The organism is Amycolatopsis coloradensis (genome assembly GCF_037997115.1).
In the GTDB taxonomy this organism is placed as follows: domain Bacteria; phylum Actinomycetota; class Actinomycetes; order Mycobacteriales; family Pseudonocardiaceae; genus Amycolatopsis; species Amycolatopsis coloradensis_A.
Map to the genome: position 1 here is coordinate 4,367,534 of NZ_CP150484.1, position 14,693 is coordinate 4,382,226.

Here is a 14,693-nt window from a genome sequence, read left to right on the forward strand (position 1 = left end):
ACCGCGGCGATCGCGCCGAACGCGCCGACCGGGGCGGCCCACATGATCATGGCCAGGATCCGGAACACGAGCCGCTGGATGTGCTCGATGCCGCGGCGGATCGGCTCGCCCTTGGTACCCAGCTTCTGCACGGCGAAGCCGGCGAGGAGCGCGACCAGGAGCGTCTGCAGCACCTGGCCTTCGGTGAACGCGGAACCGAAGCTGGTGGGGATGATGCCCATGAGGAAGTCGACGGTGCCTTCGCCGCCTTCGGCCTGCTTGTGCGCCTTCGCCGCGGCGGCGGGGTCGAGGTGCAGGCCCTCACCCGGGTGCAGGAGGTTGCCCACGACGAGGCCGATCGCGAGCGCGAACGTCGACATCATCAGGAAGTAGCCGAGCGACAGCAACCCGACCTTGCCGACCTTCGCGGCCTTCGCCACCGATCCGATACCGAGCACGATGGTGCAGAAGATGATGGGGGAGATCATCATCTTGATCAGGTTGACGAAGCCCGTGCCGAGCGGCTTGAGCTCCTTGGCCAGACCCGGTGCGGCGAACCCGACGATGACGCCGAGGACGACCGCCGCGATCACGGCCAGGTACAGGTAGTGCATCTTGTCGCGGCGTCGTGGCGCCGCTTCCGGCGTTGTAGGCACCTTTGCCTCCAGCTCAGGGGGTGTTCGTGGGATTGCCGGTCACTATCACCCGGGCTGGTGAGCTGGGTCACGGTTGTGTTCATTGAGTTCGTACGAGTGTCATTTAGGGAATTCCGTCCAGGCGTGTGGAGCGACCTCGGCGTGGGTGTGCTGATATGGGCGGGTGCCCTCGACGACGCGGATCCGGACCAGGCGTGGCAGTCTCGCCCGCCAGCTGCTGATTCTGCAGCTCGTCGTGCTTTTCGCGCTCGTCGCGGCCGGGGTGACCTTCGCCTACCTCGATTCGGTCCGGGCCACCGAAGACCGGGCGCGGGACAAGGTGACCGCGGTCGCCGAAGCGGTGGCGGACGCCCCCGGAGTGCTGGCCGCACTGTCCACATCGGAGCCGACCCGGACACTGCAGCCGTTCGCGCAGAGTGTCCGCGCGGATACGGACGTGGACTTCGTGACCATCATGGACAAGAACGGGATCCGCTACACGCATCCGAATCCGGACCTGATCGGGCAGCCGTTCATCGGCAACATCGGCGAGGCGCAACGCGGCGGCAGGGTGCTCGAGACCTACGCCGGCTCGCTCGGGCCGTCCGAACGCGTCGTGGTGCCGGTGCACGGTGCCGCCGGACAGGTCGTCGCACTGGTGTCGGTCGGCATCACCGTCGAAGCGATCGACGCCGAACTGCGGGAACGCCTGTGGCCGCTGATCGGGGTCGCGGTGGCGGTACTGGTGGTCGGCGGGATCGGCAGCTACCTGGTCAGCGCCCGGCTCCGGCGGCAGACCAGGGGGATCGCGCCCGAGGAACTGAGCAACCTGTTCGAGTACCACGAAGCCGTCCTGCATTCCGTGCGCGAGGGGCTGCTGCTCGTCGGCGGTGACGGGCGGGTGGTGCTGTGCAACGACGGAGCCCGCGCGTTGCTGGGTGTCACCGCCGATCCGGTGGGCCGCGAACTGTCCTCATTGGACATTCCCGAAGATCTCGTCGAAGCGTTCACCTCGGGGGAGGAGCGCACCGACGAGCTCCATCTCACCGAGGCCAGGGTGCTCGTCGTCAGCACGTCGCCGGTGCGCTCGCGCGGTAAGGCGATGGGCACCGTGGTGATCCTGCGCGACCACACGGAACTCCAGGCGCTGACCGGGGAACTGACCACCGTGCGCGGCCTGGCCGAGGCGCTGCGGTCGCAGGCGCACGAGGCGGCGAACCGGCTCCACACCGTCGTTTCGCTGGTCGAGATCGGCCGCCCCGAACAGGCCGTCGAGTTCGCGACCGAAGAACTCGCGCTGGCGCAGGAACTCACCGACCGCGTGGTCGGCGCGGTCGCCGAACCGGTGCTCGCGGCGCTGCTGCTCGGCAAGGCGGCGGAGGCGAGCGAGCGCGGCGTCGAGTTCACGATCACGCCCGACACCGTCATGGAGGACGCGGACACCGGCGTCCCGCCACGCGACCTGGTGACCATCCTCGGCAATCTGATCGACAACGGCATCGACGCGGCGGCAGGGAACGCCGGCGACGGCGGGCGGCGGCCCGGCGTCGAGGTCACCGTGCGCTCCGACGCCGAGGGGCTACTGCTGCGGGTCGCCGACACCGGCCCCGGCGTGGTAGACGTCGAGGACGTCTTCCGGCGAGGGTGGACCACCAAACCCGAGGACGGGCACGGGCTCGGCTTGGCGCTGGTGGGTCAGGCAGTGCGGCGGCACGGTGGGACGATCGACGTCGGCCGCGACGAGGGCGCGGTGTTCACCGTGTGTTTGCCGCCGAAGGAGTCGACACGATGATCAAGGTGCTGGTCGTCGAGGACGAACCGGTGGCCGCCGACGCGCACCGCGTGTACGTCGAGCGGATGCCCGGCTTCACCGTGTCCGGCGTCGTCCACTCCGGCGGAGACGCCCTGCGGTTCTGCGAACGCGAACCGGTCGATCTCGTGCTGCTGGACTTCTATCTCCCGGACACGCACGGTCTCGCCGTCTGCCGGTCGCTGCGCGCGGCAGGGCTCCCGATCGACGTCATCGCGGTGACCTCGGCGCGGGATCTGGCGCTGGTGAAGGCCGCCGTGTCGGTCGGCGTGGTGCAGTACCTGCTGAAACCGTTCACTTTCGCCTCGCTGCGGGAGAAACTCGAGCGCTACGCCGAGTTCCACGGCGCATCGGGTGAGGTGACCGGGCAGGCCGAGATCGACCGCGCGCTCGGCACCCTGCGCACCACCGAGCGGCAAGTCCTGCCGAAGGGGATGAGCGCGCAGACCCTGGAGGCGATTACCGAAGTCCTCGCCTCGGCCGCCGACGGACTCTCCGCCGGAGCGGCCGCCACCGCGATCGGCGCCTCCCGCGTCACCGCGCGCCGCTACCTCGAATACCTCGCCGACAACGGCCTCGCCCAGCGCGAGCCCCGCTACGGCCAGGTCGGCCGCCCCGAGGTCTGGTACAAACCGAAAACCGTATAACGACCTATACGTCGACTCGCGGGCTACCTTGAGCATCGTGAAGATCGGCGAACTCGCGCGGAAGACCGGAGTCAGCGTCCGTGCGCTGCGCTATTACGAGGAAGAGGGCTTGATCAGCCCAGGCCGGGAAGGCAACGGCTACCGCGACTTCTGCGAAGGCTCGGTCGAGGCGGTCCTGCAGATCCGCGGGATGCTCGACGCGGGCCTCCCGATCAGGCTGATCCGCGAAGTACTCCCGTACCTCGACGGACCAGGGGAAGTCCGGCCGAAGGAGCCGTGCGAGTACATGATCGACGAGGTCGCGCGGCAGCGGGAAGTGCTCGATCGCCGGATCGCGCTCATGACCCGCAATCGCGACGCCCTCGACGCGTACCTCCGCGACTTGACCCTCACGCAAATGTGAGGGTTTTAGCGTGCGGACATGACTTCGATGCGCGCGCTGCGACAGAGCTCCTCGAACGGTCCCGAAGACCTTCACTTGATCACCGACGCACCCGTTCCGGTGCCGGGACCAGGCGAGATCCTGCTGAAGGTCACCGCCGCAGGGGTCAACTTCGCCGACGTCATGCAGACGCGGGGCACGTACGAAGGCGGTCCGGAAGCCCCATACGTCGCCGGGTTCGAGGCGGCCGGGGTGGTCGTCGCCGTGGGGGAGGGGGTGACCGCGCCTGTCATCGGCGACCACGTCGTCGGGACCGGTGCCGGGGCCTTCGCCGAGTACATGGTCATGTCCGCGGCCGGCGCGGTCCCGGTACCCGAAGGCTGGTCGGACGACCAGGCTATCGGGCTGATCCTGAACTGGGTCACGGCGCTCGCCGCGCTCAAGCCGCTGGGCAGGCTGGCCGCCGGTGAGACCGTGCTGGTGCAGGCGGCGGCAGGCGGGGTCGGTCAGGCCGCGGTCCGGCTGGCCAAGCATTACGGGGCGACCGTCATCGGTGCCGCGTCGCCGGACAAGCACGACTCGGTCCGGGCGCTGGGCGCCGACCGAGTGGTCGGTTACGGCGAGGAGACGGGGGAGATGGATCTCGTGCTCGAATCGGTCGGCGGGGCCACGTTCGCCGCCGGTCTCGCCGCCGCCAAGCGGGTCACCGGACGTGTCGTGGTCTACGGCGTCGCCGGGGCGAGGTCGCGATCACGAACCGAGACTTGAACTTCCGGCATCAGATCCACGTGATCGGACTGCATCTCGGCGTCTGATCGAGCACGCGCCCGCGATCTTCGCGGAGCTGATGGACGAACTGCGCGCCCTCATCGCCGTCGGTGTCCGCGTGCCGGGAAATCCCACGGTGTACGACCTGGCGGACGGGCCGAGGGCGCTCGTGGACCTCGAAGCGCGGGCGACTTCGGGCAAGCTCGTGCTGCGGCCCTGAACGAGGGTGACCGAACATAGTCGTATGCGAACACGTGCATGTCAATAGAGCGAAAGTGTTGGTAAATCACCAGCTGACGGAAGCGACGAAAGTTGGTGCCAAGCCTCGGCCGGGACTCCTAAATTCACGAACCATTCCGTTGTCCTCACAAGGAGTGGGTCCATGGCAAGGAAGTTCTTCGTCTCCGCGTCGGTGAGCTTGGCGCTGCTGGCCGTCCCGGTCACCGCCGGCCAGGCCACGGCGGCGGTTCAGCCTGCTCAGCAGACCGCGGCGGCGACCACGGTCTACTACGACGCCTCGGGAGCGCCCAGTTTCCGCGCCGCCATTCAGGCGGGCGTGGCGAACTGGAACAACTCGGTGTCGAACGTGAAGCTGCAGGAGAGCTCGTCGGGCGCAACCCTGCGCTACACCGAAGGCAACGACCCCTCGGGTTCGTACGCCGAGACCGACGGCCACGGCCGCGGCACGATCTTCATCGACTACACGCAGGCGCGGGAGTACGACCAGACGCGGATCGCCGCGCACGAGACCGGCCACGCGCTCGGCCTGCCGGACAACTACCAGGGTCCGTGCTCCGAGCTTATGTCCGGCGGCGGCCCCGGCCCGTCCTGCACCAACGCGAAGCCGAACGCCCAGGAGGTCTCGCGGGTGAACTCGCTGTGGGCCAACGGGCTCGTCGCGGCGGGCGCCATGCAGCGCATCTACAACTGACGCTCGTAAGTCCGTGAAGGCCTCCTTCCCTACGCTCAAGGTAGGGAAGGAGCTGCCGCGCGCGAGTTCGACGCCGTCCGGCACCTCGGNGACGCTCTTCCGATCTCTCAAGGTAGGGAAGGAGGCCTTCACGGACGTCTAGCCCTGGAACTCGTAGGCGCCCGCATCGACCCGCGCGCCGGCGAAGACCGGGTTGCCGTCGACGTCGCGGTCGTCGTACTTCGCGGTGCCGAGGTCGATCGCCGGGCTTCCCGCCTGAAGGATCAGGTTCGTGGCCGAGGTGAACTCCGGATCCGCGATCTTGTCCGTCGCACCGGGCGTGAACTGCCGGAGCCCGCCGAAGTACACGTTGTGGTCGGTCGCGGTGAAGGTCGGGTCCGCGTAGCCGACCTTGTACGCCGCCTGGACGACGTTCTGCGTCATCGTCAGCATCTGGTTCGTGCAGCCGCCGTAGCAGACGAAACCCTCCGCCTCCGCGTTCGGGAGCCGGAGTGAATTGTTGCGGAACACGGTGCCGAGCACCGGGCCGTTGCCATCCTCCGCGCCGCGCGTGATGATCCCGCCGCGCGTCTTGGCGCCGAAGATCGCGTTGTACTCGAAGACGTTGCCGGTCGAGACGCCGTCGGGATCCTTCGCGTCCGTGCCGAGTTCGGTGAAGGTCTCGTTGTCCTCGGAAATGTTGTGGTGGATGACGTTGCGGGAGCCGTAGAAGATCTCGACCGCGGCGCCGTCGAGACCACCGAAGTCGTCGGCTTTCGCGATCGAGCCGCTGATCCGGTTCCAGCCGATGTCAGAGTCGTTGCCCTGGACCAGGATGGCGAACGCGCCGGAGTCGTCGTTGCCGCCCGGCGTCACGACGGTCATGTGGTTGTTGTCGACGAGGTCGTTCTGCGTGACCTCGGTGCCCTCGGCCGACGGCGCGATGTACACGCCCGCGCCGGCGCCCGTGATCAGGTTCGACAGCACCTTGTTGCGGTCGCCGGACACCTTCACCCCGGCCCAGGAGCAGCGTCCCGCGTCGGCCGCGACGCCGATCTGCAGGTCCTTCACCACGGTGTCGTTCCCGGGAAGATCGACACACGCCTCGGCGTTGCCCTTGACGACCGGCCGCGCCCCGGTGCCATACGCGCCGATCATGACACCCGAACTCTTGACGGTGAGGCCGCCGGTCCAGGCACCTCCGCGACGCAACAGAACGGTGTCGCCCGCCGCGAACGTGGTGGCGGAGACCTTCGCCAGTGACTTCCACGGGGTCTGCTGCGAAGTGCCGCTCGCGGTGTCACTACCGGAGACCTGGTCGACGTAGTAGGTCTTCGAGGCGGCTTCGGCCGTCGTGAACCCGGTGCACGCGACGGCGGCGAGCACGGCCACGGAAAGCAGTTTCCAGGACATCCCGCGGACGGTAATCACCTGGCGCACAAGGGTCGTACAAAATCCTCGGCGCCTCTAGCATGATCCGATGCGCCGGGCGTCGAGGATTCTCGTACCGGCCGCGTTGCTGTTCAGCGCCGTGGTGGCGAGCAGCGGGATCGCGTCCGCGCCGCCGCCGGTGGCTCCCGTCGCCGGTCTGAACGAGCTCTGGAACGACTACGGCGACCAGGGCGGCCACTGGACCGGCGGGGATCGCACCGTGTCGGTGCCGCTGCCCGACGGCCGTACCGCGTGGCTGTTCTCGGACACGTTCCTCGGCACGGTGAACCCCGACCACAGCCGCCCCCGGGACAGCCCGATCGCCCGCAACACCCTGGTCGTCCAGCGTCCGGACGGCACGCTGGGGGAGACGCTGCACGGCGGAACCGCGGACGAGCCGGAGGCATTGATCGGGCTCGCGGGTTCGGGTGAGCACTACTGGGTCGGCGACGGAGTCGTCGAGGGCGATGTCCTGCGGGTGCTCTACAACCGGTACGAGACAACGGGGCCAGGCGGCCTCGATTTCCGGAGCACCGGGACGTCGCTGGCCACGTTCCGGTTGCCCGCGCTGACGCCGTCCGAGCTGCTGGTGATCCCGGTGAGCGAGAAGGTCGCGTGGGGATCGGAGCTGCTCGAAGACGGCGGGTACACCTACCTCTACGGTGCCGAACAAGGCCATCTCCGGCTCGCCAGGGTGCCCGTCGGGGGCCTTCGCGGACCTTGGCAGTTCTGGACCGGCGCCGGTTGGTCGTCCCACGAGGAGCACTCGGTCCGGATGCTGTCCGGGATCGGGACGGCGTTCTCGGTGACCCGTGTCGGCGGCGAATACGTGCTGATCACCATGGACACCAGCCCCGGCTTCAGCCCGGTGATGCTCGCCTACACCGCGAGTTCGCCGACCGGCCCGTTCGGCGATCCCGTCGTTCTCCACCGGGCACCCGAAGCCGGCGACCGGCGCATCGTCTACGACGCGACAGCGCATCCGCAGCTGAGCCGTCCCGGGAAGCTCACGGTGTCGTACAACGTGAACAGCCTCGACCACGGCGACAACTTCGAGGACGCGCGGATCTACCGGCCGCGGTTCGTCGAGGTCGCCTGGCCGCCGGTATTACGCTTCATCGGGTGATCGAGATACTCGACGATCTGGACGTCCTCACCCGGCCGGATGTCGATCCGCGCGGCCTGAGCCTCGCCGGTGTCCGTTATGGGGCGAAGGCCGCCGATACCGTCGCCCGCGACAGCGTCATCGAGGTCACGCTCTCGCCGATCGTCCACCGCGTGATCGCGGGAAGCGGCCGGGCCACGGAGTACTACGGCGCGGAGGGGGAGCCCCTCTCGCGTGAAGAGGTGGTCGAGAGCGTCGTCGAAACCGAGGGAATCGTTCACTTTTCCGGCAAGTTCAGCTGCCGGATCGTCGACGGGATGGTCTCCGGGTTCGCGTTGTACGGTGCCGGGCGTGGTCTCCTCGCCCACTTCGGGTACCTGCGCTCCCGTGACGAGTTCCTCGAAGTGTTCGGCACGCCCGATCTCGCCGAGGAGAGCTTCGATTGTGGCGAGCTGATGGGATACCGGCATCGCTACCGGGCTGCCGAGAAGCAGGTCTTCTGGGACAGCTGGGACGAGCACGTGGGCTGGTTGAACATCGGCGAATTCGATTCTCGCTGATCACTCGAGCGTGCGGCCTCCCGGCGCTTCGATGGTCAGGGGAACCGACGTGTCACCGGTGAGCTGGTTCAGCCGGGTCATGGTCCGGTCCAGTTGCTCCGCCAGCCGCGGGATCGTGCTCGACGGCAGGTACGCCTCGGCGCCGGCGTCGAGCATCCGCCGGACCGGTCCTTCGTACTTGACCCCGAGCTCGGCGTCCTCGATCTCCGTGATCACGATCCGGGCCTTCGGATACAGCGCACGGAAGTTGCCGATCAACTGCGGGCTGCCCGGCGGGACCAGCAGGACGTCGACGCTCGGGGGAGCCGAGCGCAGGTCCAGGACGAGGTAGCCGGGGCCGAGCCGCTCGGACAACGAGTCCCGCGCCGATGCGGACAGCTTCATGGCGGTGGCGACCACCGTGATGCCGTCGGAGTCCGCCGAACGCACCGGTTCTTCGCGGACAGCGCCGGAAATCGTTCCGATCGTCTCGCCGTTCCGCGTGATGAGCACGTCCTCGCCAGGGCGGAGGGTGTCGATGAGCGCTACGAGTTCTTCAGGAAGCTGGGAGGCGTCGACCCACCGCGCGGACTGATCACTCATCACCCCATGATGGCCCGCTTCCCTGCACCTGCTGCAAGGAAGGGGGCCCTCACACACTTCGGGTGCGCGGACCGTGTGGATTTCGGGACGTCAGATGTCCCGAAATCCACANCCACAGCAGGCACAGCGGCCGCGCGTGAAGGCCCCCTTCCCTCGGCTCAGCCGAGGGAAGGGAGCCTTCACGTACTTAAGGCGGGAACGGGCGCCGGTACCGAGCCCACGTACTTACCGCTGTCGCGGTCGCCCCGGCACGCCCGGCCGGGTCTGCCAGGGGTGAGGCCCGTCGAGCGGCCGGTACTCGACGCCCAGCGCGTCCAAACGCGGCAGGTGATGGTCCCGCAACCGCGGCAGGAACTCCGCGTAATCCCGTCCCGCCGGGTCGCTCCACGCCACTTCGGCGAAAGCGCACAGGCGCGGAAAGGTGACGTAATCCACCCGCCGCGCGGTGTCGAGATGCTCCGACCACACCTGCGCCTGCGCGCCGAGGATCGACTTCCCCTCGGGAAAATCGGCGGGCACCGGCTCGTAGCCGTAGAAGCTCTCCAGCGTGCTCAGGTACCCGACGGGGATCGGTTCATCGGGGTGGTCGGACTGCCGGTGGTCCAGGTACACGTGCTCCTCGGGGCACATGACGACGTCGTGGCCCGCGGCCGCCGCGCGGGCACCGGCCGCCTCGCTCTGCCACGAGCCGATGACCATCGGCGGCAGGTCGCCCGCTTCGAGCACCTCGTCCCAGCCGAGCGGACGACGCCCCCGATCGACCAGGTGCTGCGCGATCTCACGGACGAACCGGCCGTGTTCCTCGGTCGCGCCGGGTACTTCGTCACCGCCGAGCGCGATGACCTCGGACGGGAAGATCTCCAGCACGTGGTCGAAGACGCGTTTGAAGAAGTCCACAGTGGACTTGTTCGTGTTCAGCAGTGACGTGCTGATACCCCAGCTCGTCCAGACCTCCCACGGTTCGTCGGTCTCCGGGCCCAGTTCGGGATAGGCGGCGATCGCGGCCCTGGCGTGGCCGGGGATGTCGACCTCCGGGACCACCGTCACCGAACGCGACGCGGCGTACGCGACGATCTCGCGGAGATCGTCGGCCGAGTAGAACCCGCCGTGCGGACGCCCGTCCCGTTCCGGACCGTCGTGCCGCCCGACCATGGACGACTTCCGCCAGCCGCCGACCTCGGTCAGCCTGGGGAACTCGGGGATCTCGATCCGCCAGCCCTGATCGTCGGTCAGGTGCAGGTTGAGCACGTTGAGCTTGTGCGCGGCGATCAGGTCGATGAACCGCAGCACCTCGGCCTTGGTCCGGAAGTGCCTTGCCACGTCCAGTAAACAGCCGCGCCAGCCGAACCGCGGGTGGTCGGTGACCACGCCGCACGGGATCGTCTGCTGTTCACTGTGGATCGACGCGGCCCGGAACGCGTCCGGCCCGATCAGCTGCCGGAGCGTCTGGCGGCCGTAGAACTCGCCTGCCGCGTCGGCCGCGTGCAGTGTCACGCCGGACGGATCGATCTCCAGCCGATAGCCCTCGGCGGGCAGCAGATCGTCACGGCGCACGTCCACTTCGGACGGTACTGGGCAGTGTCCCGGCAAGGGTTCCACCGAGACGGGACGGGGAAGCAAGGTTTCGAAGCCAGGCATGTCAGCCCTTCACCGCGCCGCCCATGACGGACACGAGTCGTCGTTGCACGAGAATGAAGAACACCAGCACCGGGATGGTCATCAACGTCGAACCCGCCATCACCGCGCCCCAGTCGGTGTCCTCCGGTTTGAAGAACACCAGGATCGCCAGCGGGAGCGTTTGGTTCTCGGTGTTGGAGATGATGAACGTCTTCGCGAACAGGAAGTCGTTCCAGGCGTGGATGAACGCCAGCACGCTGATCGCCACCAGCCCGGGCGCCACCAGCGGGAAGAGGATCTGCCAGGTGAACCGCATCCGGCTCGCCCCGTCGATCTTCGACGCTTCTTCCAGCTCCTGCGGCACCGCGGCGACGAAGCCGCGCAGCATCCAGATCGCGAACGGCAGGCTGAACGCCAGGTGCACCAGGATCAGCGAGCCGAGGTGGTTGGTGCCGAACGCCGGCGCGACGTCGCCGACCGACCGCATCAGGAAGAACAGCGGGATGGTCAGCGCCTCCACCGGCACCATCTGCGCCACCAGCACCATCACCAGCAGCACGGTCCTGCCCTTGAAGTTGAACCGCGTCAGCGCGACCGCGGAGAGGAACGAGAGCAGCAGCGACAACGCCACCACCACGACGGCCACGATCACGCTGTTCAGGAAGAACATCGCGAAGCCTTCGCCGCTCAGCACCCGTTCGAAGTGTTCGAGCGTCGGCGTGAGCGTCCAAGGCCGGGGGTTCTCCGCCTGGATCTGCCCGGTGGGTTTGAAGGCCGAAAGCACCATCCAGTACACCGGGAACGCGACCATCCCGGCGATCACCACGCAGACGATCTCGGCGATCAGCCTGCCGGGCCTGCGCACCCGGCGGCCCGTCGTCACACCCATCCCGCGCTCCGGCGTTGCGACCGGACGTACAGCCCGGTGATGGACAGCAGCAGCAAGGTCATCACGACTCCGAGCGCCGCGCCGAGACCGTATTCCTGTCCGGCGAAGGCCTGTTGATAGGCGAAGACGTTGAGCACGAGGTTGCGCCCGGCCACGCCGCCGCCGTTGGTCATCACGTAGATCTGGGTGAAGATCTTGAAGTCCCAGATGATCGACTGGATGGTGGCGATGGTCAGCAGCGGCCGCACCATCGGCAGCGTGATCGACCACGTGGTGCGCCAGGTCGACGCGCCGTCGAGGTACGCGGCCTCGATGACCTCCTCCGGCACCCCCTTGAGCCCCGCGTACATCGTCACCATCACGAACGGGAACGAGCACCAGATGACCTCGGCCGCCACCAGCCCGAACGTGCTGTAGGTGTCGAACGTCCAGGAGTGGTTCGCCATCCCGGTGAACCCGATGCCCGAGAGCACCTCGTTCACCAGGCCGAAGTCCGCGTCGAACAGGAACAGCCAGACGTACGATCCCGCCATCGCCGGCGTCGCCCACGCGGCGAGCGCCGCCAGGAACAGCGGGACCCGCGCCCACGCGCGGACCCGGGTCGCCAGCACGGCGAGTCCCGTTCCGAGCGCGAGGCTGCCGACGACGCAGACCGCCGTGAAGCCGAGGGTCTTGGCCAGCACCTCCCAGAACTGGAGGTTCTCCAGCAGTTCGACGTAGTTGCCGAAGCCGAGGAACACCAGCGGGGCGTTGCCGACCGCCTGCGGCTGGCCGTAGTCGTAGAACGAGATCAGGACGAGCTGGTAGATCGGGTACACCAGCATCGCCAGCAGCAGGATGCCACCGGGCGCCAGGTAGAGCAGGGCGGCCCGCCCGTCCCGGCGACGGCGGGGCGACCGCCGTGCGGGGACGGCCGGAGCCGTGGTGCGGGGGATTTCCTGGGTGACCACTTAGCCGAACGCCTTGTTCATCTCGGCGGCCGCGGCGGTGAGCGCCGTCGCGGGTTCCTTGCCGCCGGTCGCGATCTGCTGGATCGCGGTGGGCAGGACGTTCTGCGCGTCGATCTTCGACCACGCCGCGGTGGCGGGGACGAACTTCGTGCCGGCGGTGAGCGTGTCGACGAACGGCTTGACCGACGGGTCGCTCGCGGCGACCTTCTGCTGGACGCTGCCGAGAGTGGGCAGGTTGCCCATGGCGACGTACATCTTCTCCTGGTATTTCGCACCACCGAGGAGCTGGGTGAACTCGACCGCGAGGCTCTTGCGCTTGGTCGCGTTGAACACGCCGAGCAGGTTGCCGCCCGCGAACGCGGGGGCGATCTTGCCCGCCTCGGTGCCCGGGATCGGGATGATCGCGTACTTGCCCTTCACCTGGCCGGCTTCGACAGCCTTGCGGTTGAAGTCACCGCCGATGGACATCCCGGCCTTGCCGCCGGCGAACGCCGTGATGCTCTGCGTTCCGGTGAGGTTGGCGCACTGCTCGGGCGGGCAGATGTCCGCCTTCAGCAGGTTCGCGTACGCCGCGACCCCGGCCTTGGCCTGCTCGGAGTCCACAGTGGACTTCCACTTACCGCCGTCCTGCTTGGCGATCTCGCCGCCGTGCGCCCAAAGGAACGGCAGCATCGCGTAGGTGTACTTGCCGCCGACGGAGATGCCGTACAGCTCCGGCTTCCTGGCGCGGATCGTCTTCGCGGTCTCGGTCAGCTCCGCCAGCGTCGCCGGCGGCTTGAGGCCGAGTTCGGCGAAGAGGTCCGTGCGGTAGTACAACGCGCGGATGCCGGTGAACCACGGAAGCCCGTAGGTCTTGCCGCCGGACTTCGCGGTCTCCAGTACCGCGGGCAGGATGTCGGCCCCTTCCTTCCACGACGAGAGATCGCCGGTCAGGTCGGCCAGCGCGCCGGTGGCGGCGTAGCTGGACACGTCGGTGTTGCCGAACTCGGCGACGTCCGGCGCGCTCGCCGGATCGTTGAAGGCGCCGGAGAACTTGTCCGCGCGGCCCTCCACCGGAATCCACTGGACGTCGACCTCGACGCCCGAGTGCGCCGCCTTGAACTCGGTGATCGCCTCCTTGACCGCCGCCTCCTTGGGCGCGCGGTTGGCCTCGTCGAACAGCCAGACCCGGATCGTGCCGGTCTTCTCGTCACCGCCGCTCGCGGCCGGTGTGTTCTGGGCCGGCGCGCAGCCGGCCACGAGGCCGACGGCCGCGAGGCCCGCGATGAGGACGCGAGTTCTCATGGGTTTTCTCCTTAGGCGAAAAAGACGGAATTGACCTGGGGGAGCGCCAGTTTCCCGGCGACGGCCCCCGGAAGACCGGTGCCGGGATCGCGCGGCAGCCAGCTGAGCGTGCCGGACTTGTCGCTCGACACGTAGAACCAGCGCTCGGTCGGGTCGAGGGTGAAGTGTCGCGGGTACACCCCGCCGACGGGCGCGTTGTTCAGCAGCTTCAAGGACTTTCCGTCCTCGCTGACGCCGAACGACGCGATCGTGTCGGAGCCGCGCACGGAGGCGTAGACGAACTTCCCGTCCTTGGACGTGGTGATCTCGCCCGGGTACTGCTCGCCGGGGGTGCCCGCGGGAACGGCCGGGGCGACCTGCCCGGCGGTGAGTTTCCCGGTCGCCGGGTTCCACGCCGCGACGGTCACCTCGGCCCGCAGCTCGCCGAGGATGTACGCGTACTTGCCGTTCGGGTGGAACGCCAGGTGCCGCGGCCCGGCGCCCGAGGGGAGCTTCAGCTGCTGGTTCAGCTTGAGCTTCCCGGTCGCGGTGTCGAGTTTGTAGACGTAGACCGAGTCCGCGCCGAGATCGACCGCGAGCACCCACTTGCCGGTGGGGTCGTTGACCACCTGGTGCGCGTGCGCCTGGCGCTCGGCGCCCTTGTGCTGGGCCAGATCGACGACGTCGCCGAGTTTCCCGCCCGCCAGGATCGGGAGGACGACGACGCTGCCACTGCTGTAGTTCGCGGCCAGCACGTACTTCTGGCTCGAATGGACGCTCAGATGGGTCGGGTGCCGGCCCTTGGCCGACTTCTTGTTGAGCAGCTTGGGCTTCGCCGGATCGGCCAGGCTGAACGAGGAGATCTGGCCGTTCTCGTCCTCGTTGGTCACGTAGAGAGTCTTGCGGTCGGCGCTGATGTCGAACCAGGAAGCGTTGCTGACTCCCGGAATCGTCCGGTCGATGACGAGCGCGTTGCTCGCCGCGTCCCGGTGAGCGACATCGAGCCCGTGCCCGGAACTGGTGTAGCTGCTGACGTAGATGGCCCCGGTTCCCTTCGGTCCGCAGGATTGTTCGGAGGCGTTCGCGAGGTGGGAACCGAGAACGGTGGTGAGTCCAGCCGCTCCGACGGCGCCGAGGAAGGTGCGTCGATCCAGTCCGGTCATCG

16 protein-coding genes are annotated in these 14,693 nt (G+C 68.2%); 8 read left to right on the plus strand and 8 right to left on the minus strand.

Annotation, left to right across the window (positions count from 1 at the left end; all coding sequences use genetic code 11):
• Positions 1-593: cation:dicarboxylate symporter family transporter (locus LCL61_RS20535; RefSeq protein ID WP_340688636.1), on the minus strand; the 593-nt coding region annotated here is incomplete at its 3' end.
• Between the two features lie 205 nt (positions 594-798).
• On the opposite strand from LCL61_RS20535, the gene LCL61_RS20540 reads away from it, so the two are divergent.
• The 6 genes from LCL61_RS20540 to LCL61_RS20565 all read left to right on the plus strand — a co-directional run bounded on the left by LCL61_RS20540 (position 799) and on the right by LCL61_RS20565 (position 5,152).
• Positions 799-2,406, plus strand: coding sequence for a sensor histidine kinase (locus LCL61_RS20540; RefSeq protein WP_340688340.1), 1,608 nt, complete (start codon positions 799-801; stop codon positions 2,404-2,406).
• Complete coding sequence (locus tag LCL61_RS20545) at positions 2,403-3,071, plus strand: response regulator (protein WP_340688341.1); 669 nt, start codon at positions 2,403-2,405, stop codon at positions 3,069-3,071. The genes LCL61_RS20540 and LCL61_RS20545 overlap by 4 nt, the downstream gene beginning before the upstream one ends.
• Before the next feature lie 37 nt (positions 3,072-3,108).
• A complete protein-coding gene (locus LCL61_RS20550) occupies positions 3,109-3,474 on the plus strand; it encodes a MerR family transcriptional regulator (protein WP_340688342.1) in 366 nt (121 codons plus the stop codon).
• Between the two features lie 18 nt (positions 3,475-3,492).
• Positions 3,493-4,221 (plus strand): alcohol dehydrogenase catalytic domain-containing protein, encoded by a 729-nt coding sequence (locus tag LCL61_RS20555; protein ID WP_340688343.1) that lies wholly within the window; start codon positions 3,493-3,495, stop codon positions 4,219-4,221.
• A 79-nt stretch (positions 4,222-4,300) separates the two neighbouring features.
• Positions 4,301-4,441 (plus strand): hypothetical protein, encoded by a 141-nt coding sequence (locus LCL61_RS20560; RefSeq protein WP_340688344.1) that lies wholly within the window; start codon positions 4,301-4,303, stop codon positions 4,439-4,441.
• A gap of 162 nt (positions 4,442-4,603) precedes the next feature.
• Positions 4,604-5,152 (plus strand): snapalysin family zinc-dependent metalloprotease, encoded by a 549-nt coding sequence (locus LCL61_RS20565; protein WP_340688345.1) that lies wholly within the window; start codon positions 4,604-4,606, stop codon positions 5,150-5,152.
• 138 nt (positions 5,153-5,290) lie between these two features.
• Here the strand turns inward: LCL61_RS20565 and LCL61_RS20570 are convergent, their stop codons facing one another.
• Positions 5,291-6,544, minus strand: a complete 1,254-nt coding sequence (locus tag LCL61_RS20570; protein WP_340688346.1) for a choice-of-anchor Q domain-containing protein — start codon at positions 6,542-6,544, stop codon at positions 5,291-5,293.
• A 67-nt stretch (positions 6,545-6,611) separates the two neighbouring features.
• Between LCL61_RS20570 and LCL61_RS20575 the strand changes: the two genes are divergently transcribed.
• Together LCL61_RS20575 and LCL61_RS20580 are read left to right on the plus strand one after the other, a co-directional pair.
• Complete coding sequence (locus LCL61_RS20575) at positions 6,612-7,688, plus strand: DUF5005 domain-containing protein (RefSeq protein WP_340688347.1); 1,077 nt, start codon at positions 6,612-6,614, stop codon at positions 7,686-7,688.
• Positions 7,685-8,227: a hypothetical protein gene (locus LCL61_RS20580; RefSeq protein ID WP_340688348.1), complete on the plus strand. Its 543-nt coding sequence runs from the start codon at positions 7,685-7,687 to the stop codon at positions 8,225-8,227. The genes LCL61_RS20575 and LCL61_RS20580 overlap by 4 nt, the downstream gene beginning before the upstream one ends.
• On the opposite strand, the gene LCL61_RS20585 is transcribed toward LCL61_RS20580, so the two are convergent.
• The 6 genes from LCL61_RS20585 to LCL61_RS20610 form a co-directional block, all read right to left on the minus strand.
• Positions 8,228-8,809, minus strand: a complete 582-nt coding sequence (locus LCL61_RS20585; RefSeq protein ID WP_340688349.1) for a hypothetical protein — start codon at positions 8,807-8,809, stop codon at positions 8,228-8,230.
• 225 nt (positions 8,810-9,034) lie between these two features.
• Positions 9,035-10,447: a beta-N-acetylhexosaminidase gene (locus tag LCL61_RS20590; protein ID WP_340688350.1), complete on the minus strand. Its 1,413-nt coding sequence runs from the start codon at positions 10,445-10,447 to the stop codon at positions 9,035-9,037.
• A gap of 1 nt (position 10,448) precedes the next feature.
• Complete coding sequence (locus LCL61_RS20595) at positions 10,449-11,315, minus strand: carbohydrate ABC transporter permease (RefSeq protein WP_016335410.1); 867 nt, start codon at positions 11,313-11,315, stop codon at positions 10,449-10,451.
• Complete coding sequence (locus LCL61_RS20600; RefSeq protein ID WP_125688506.1) at positions 11,306-12,265, minus strand: carbohydrate ABC transporter permease; 960 nt, start codon at positions 12,263-12,265, stop codon at positions 11,306-11,308. The genes LCL61_RS20595 and LCL61_RS20600 overlap by 10 nt, the downstream gene beginning before the upstream one ends.
• Complete coding sequence (locus tag LCL61_RS20605; RefSeq protein WP_340688351.1) at positions 12,266-13,549, minus strand: extracellular solute-binding protein; 1,284 nt, start codon at positions 13,547-13,549, stop codon at positions 12,266-12,268.
• Positions 13,550-13,560: 11 nt separating this feature from the next.
• Entirely contained in the window at positions 13,561-14,691 is a 1,131-nt protein-coding gene (locus LCL61_RS20610) for a lactonase family protein (protein WP_340688352.1), read from the minus strand.
• Positions 14,692-14,693: the final 2 nt, after the last annotated feature.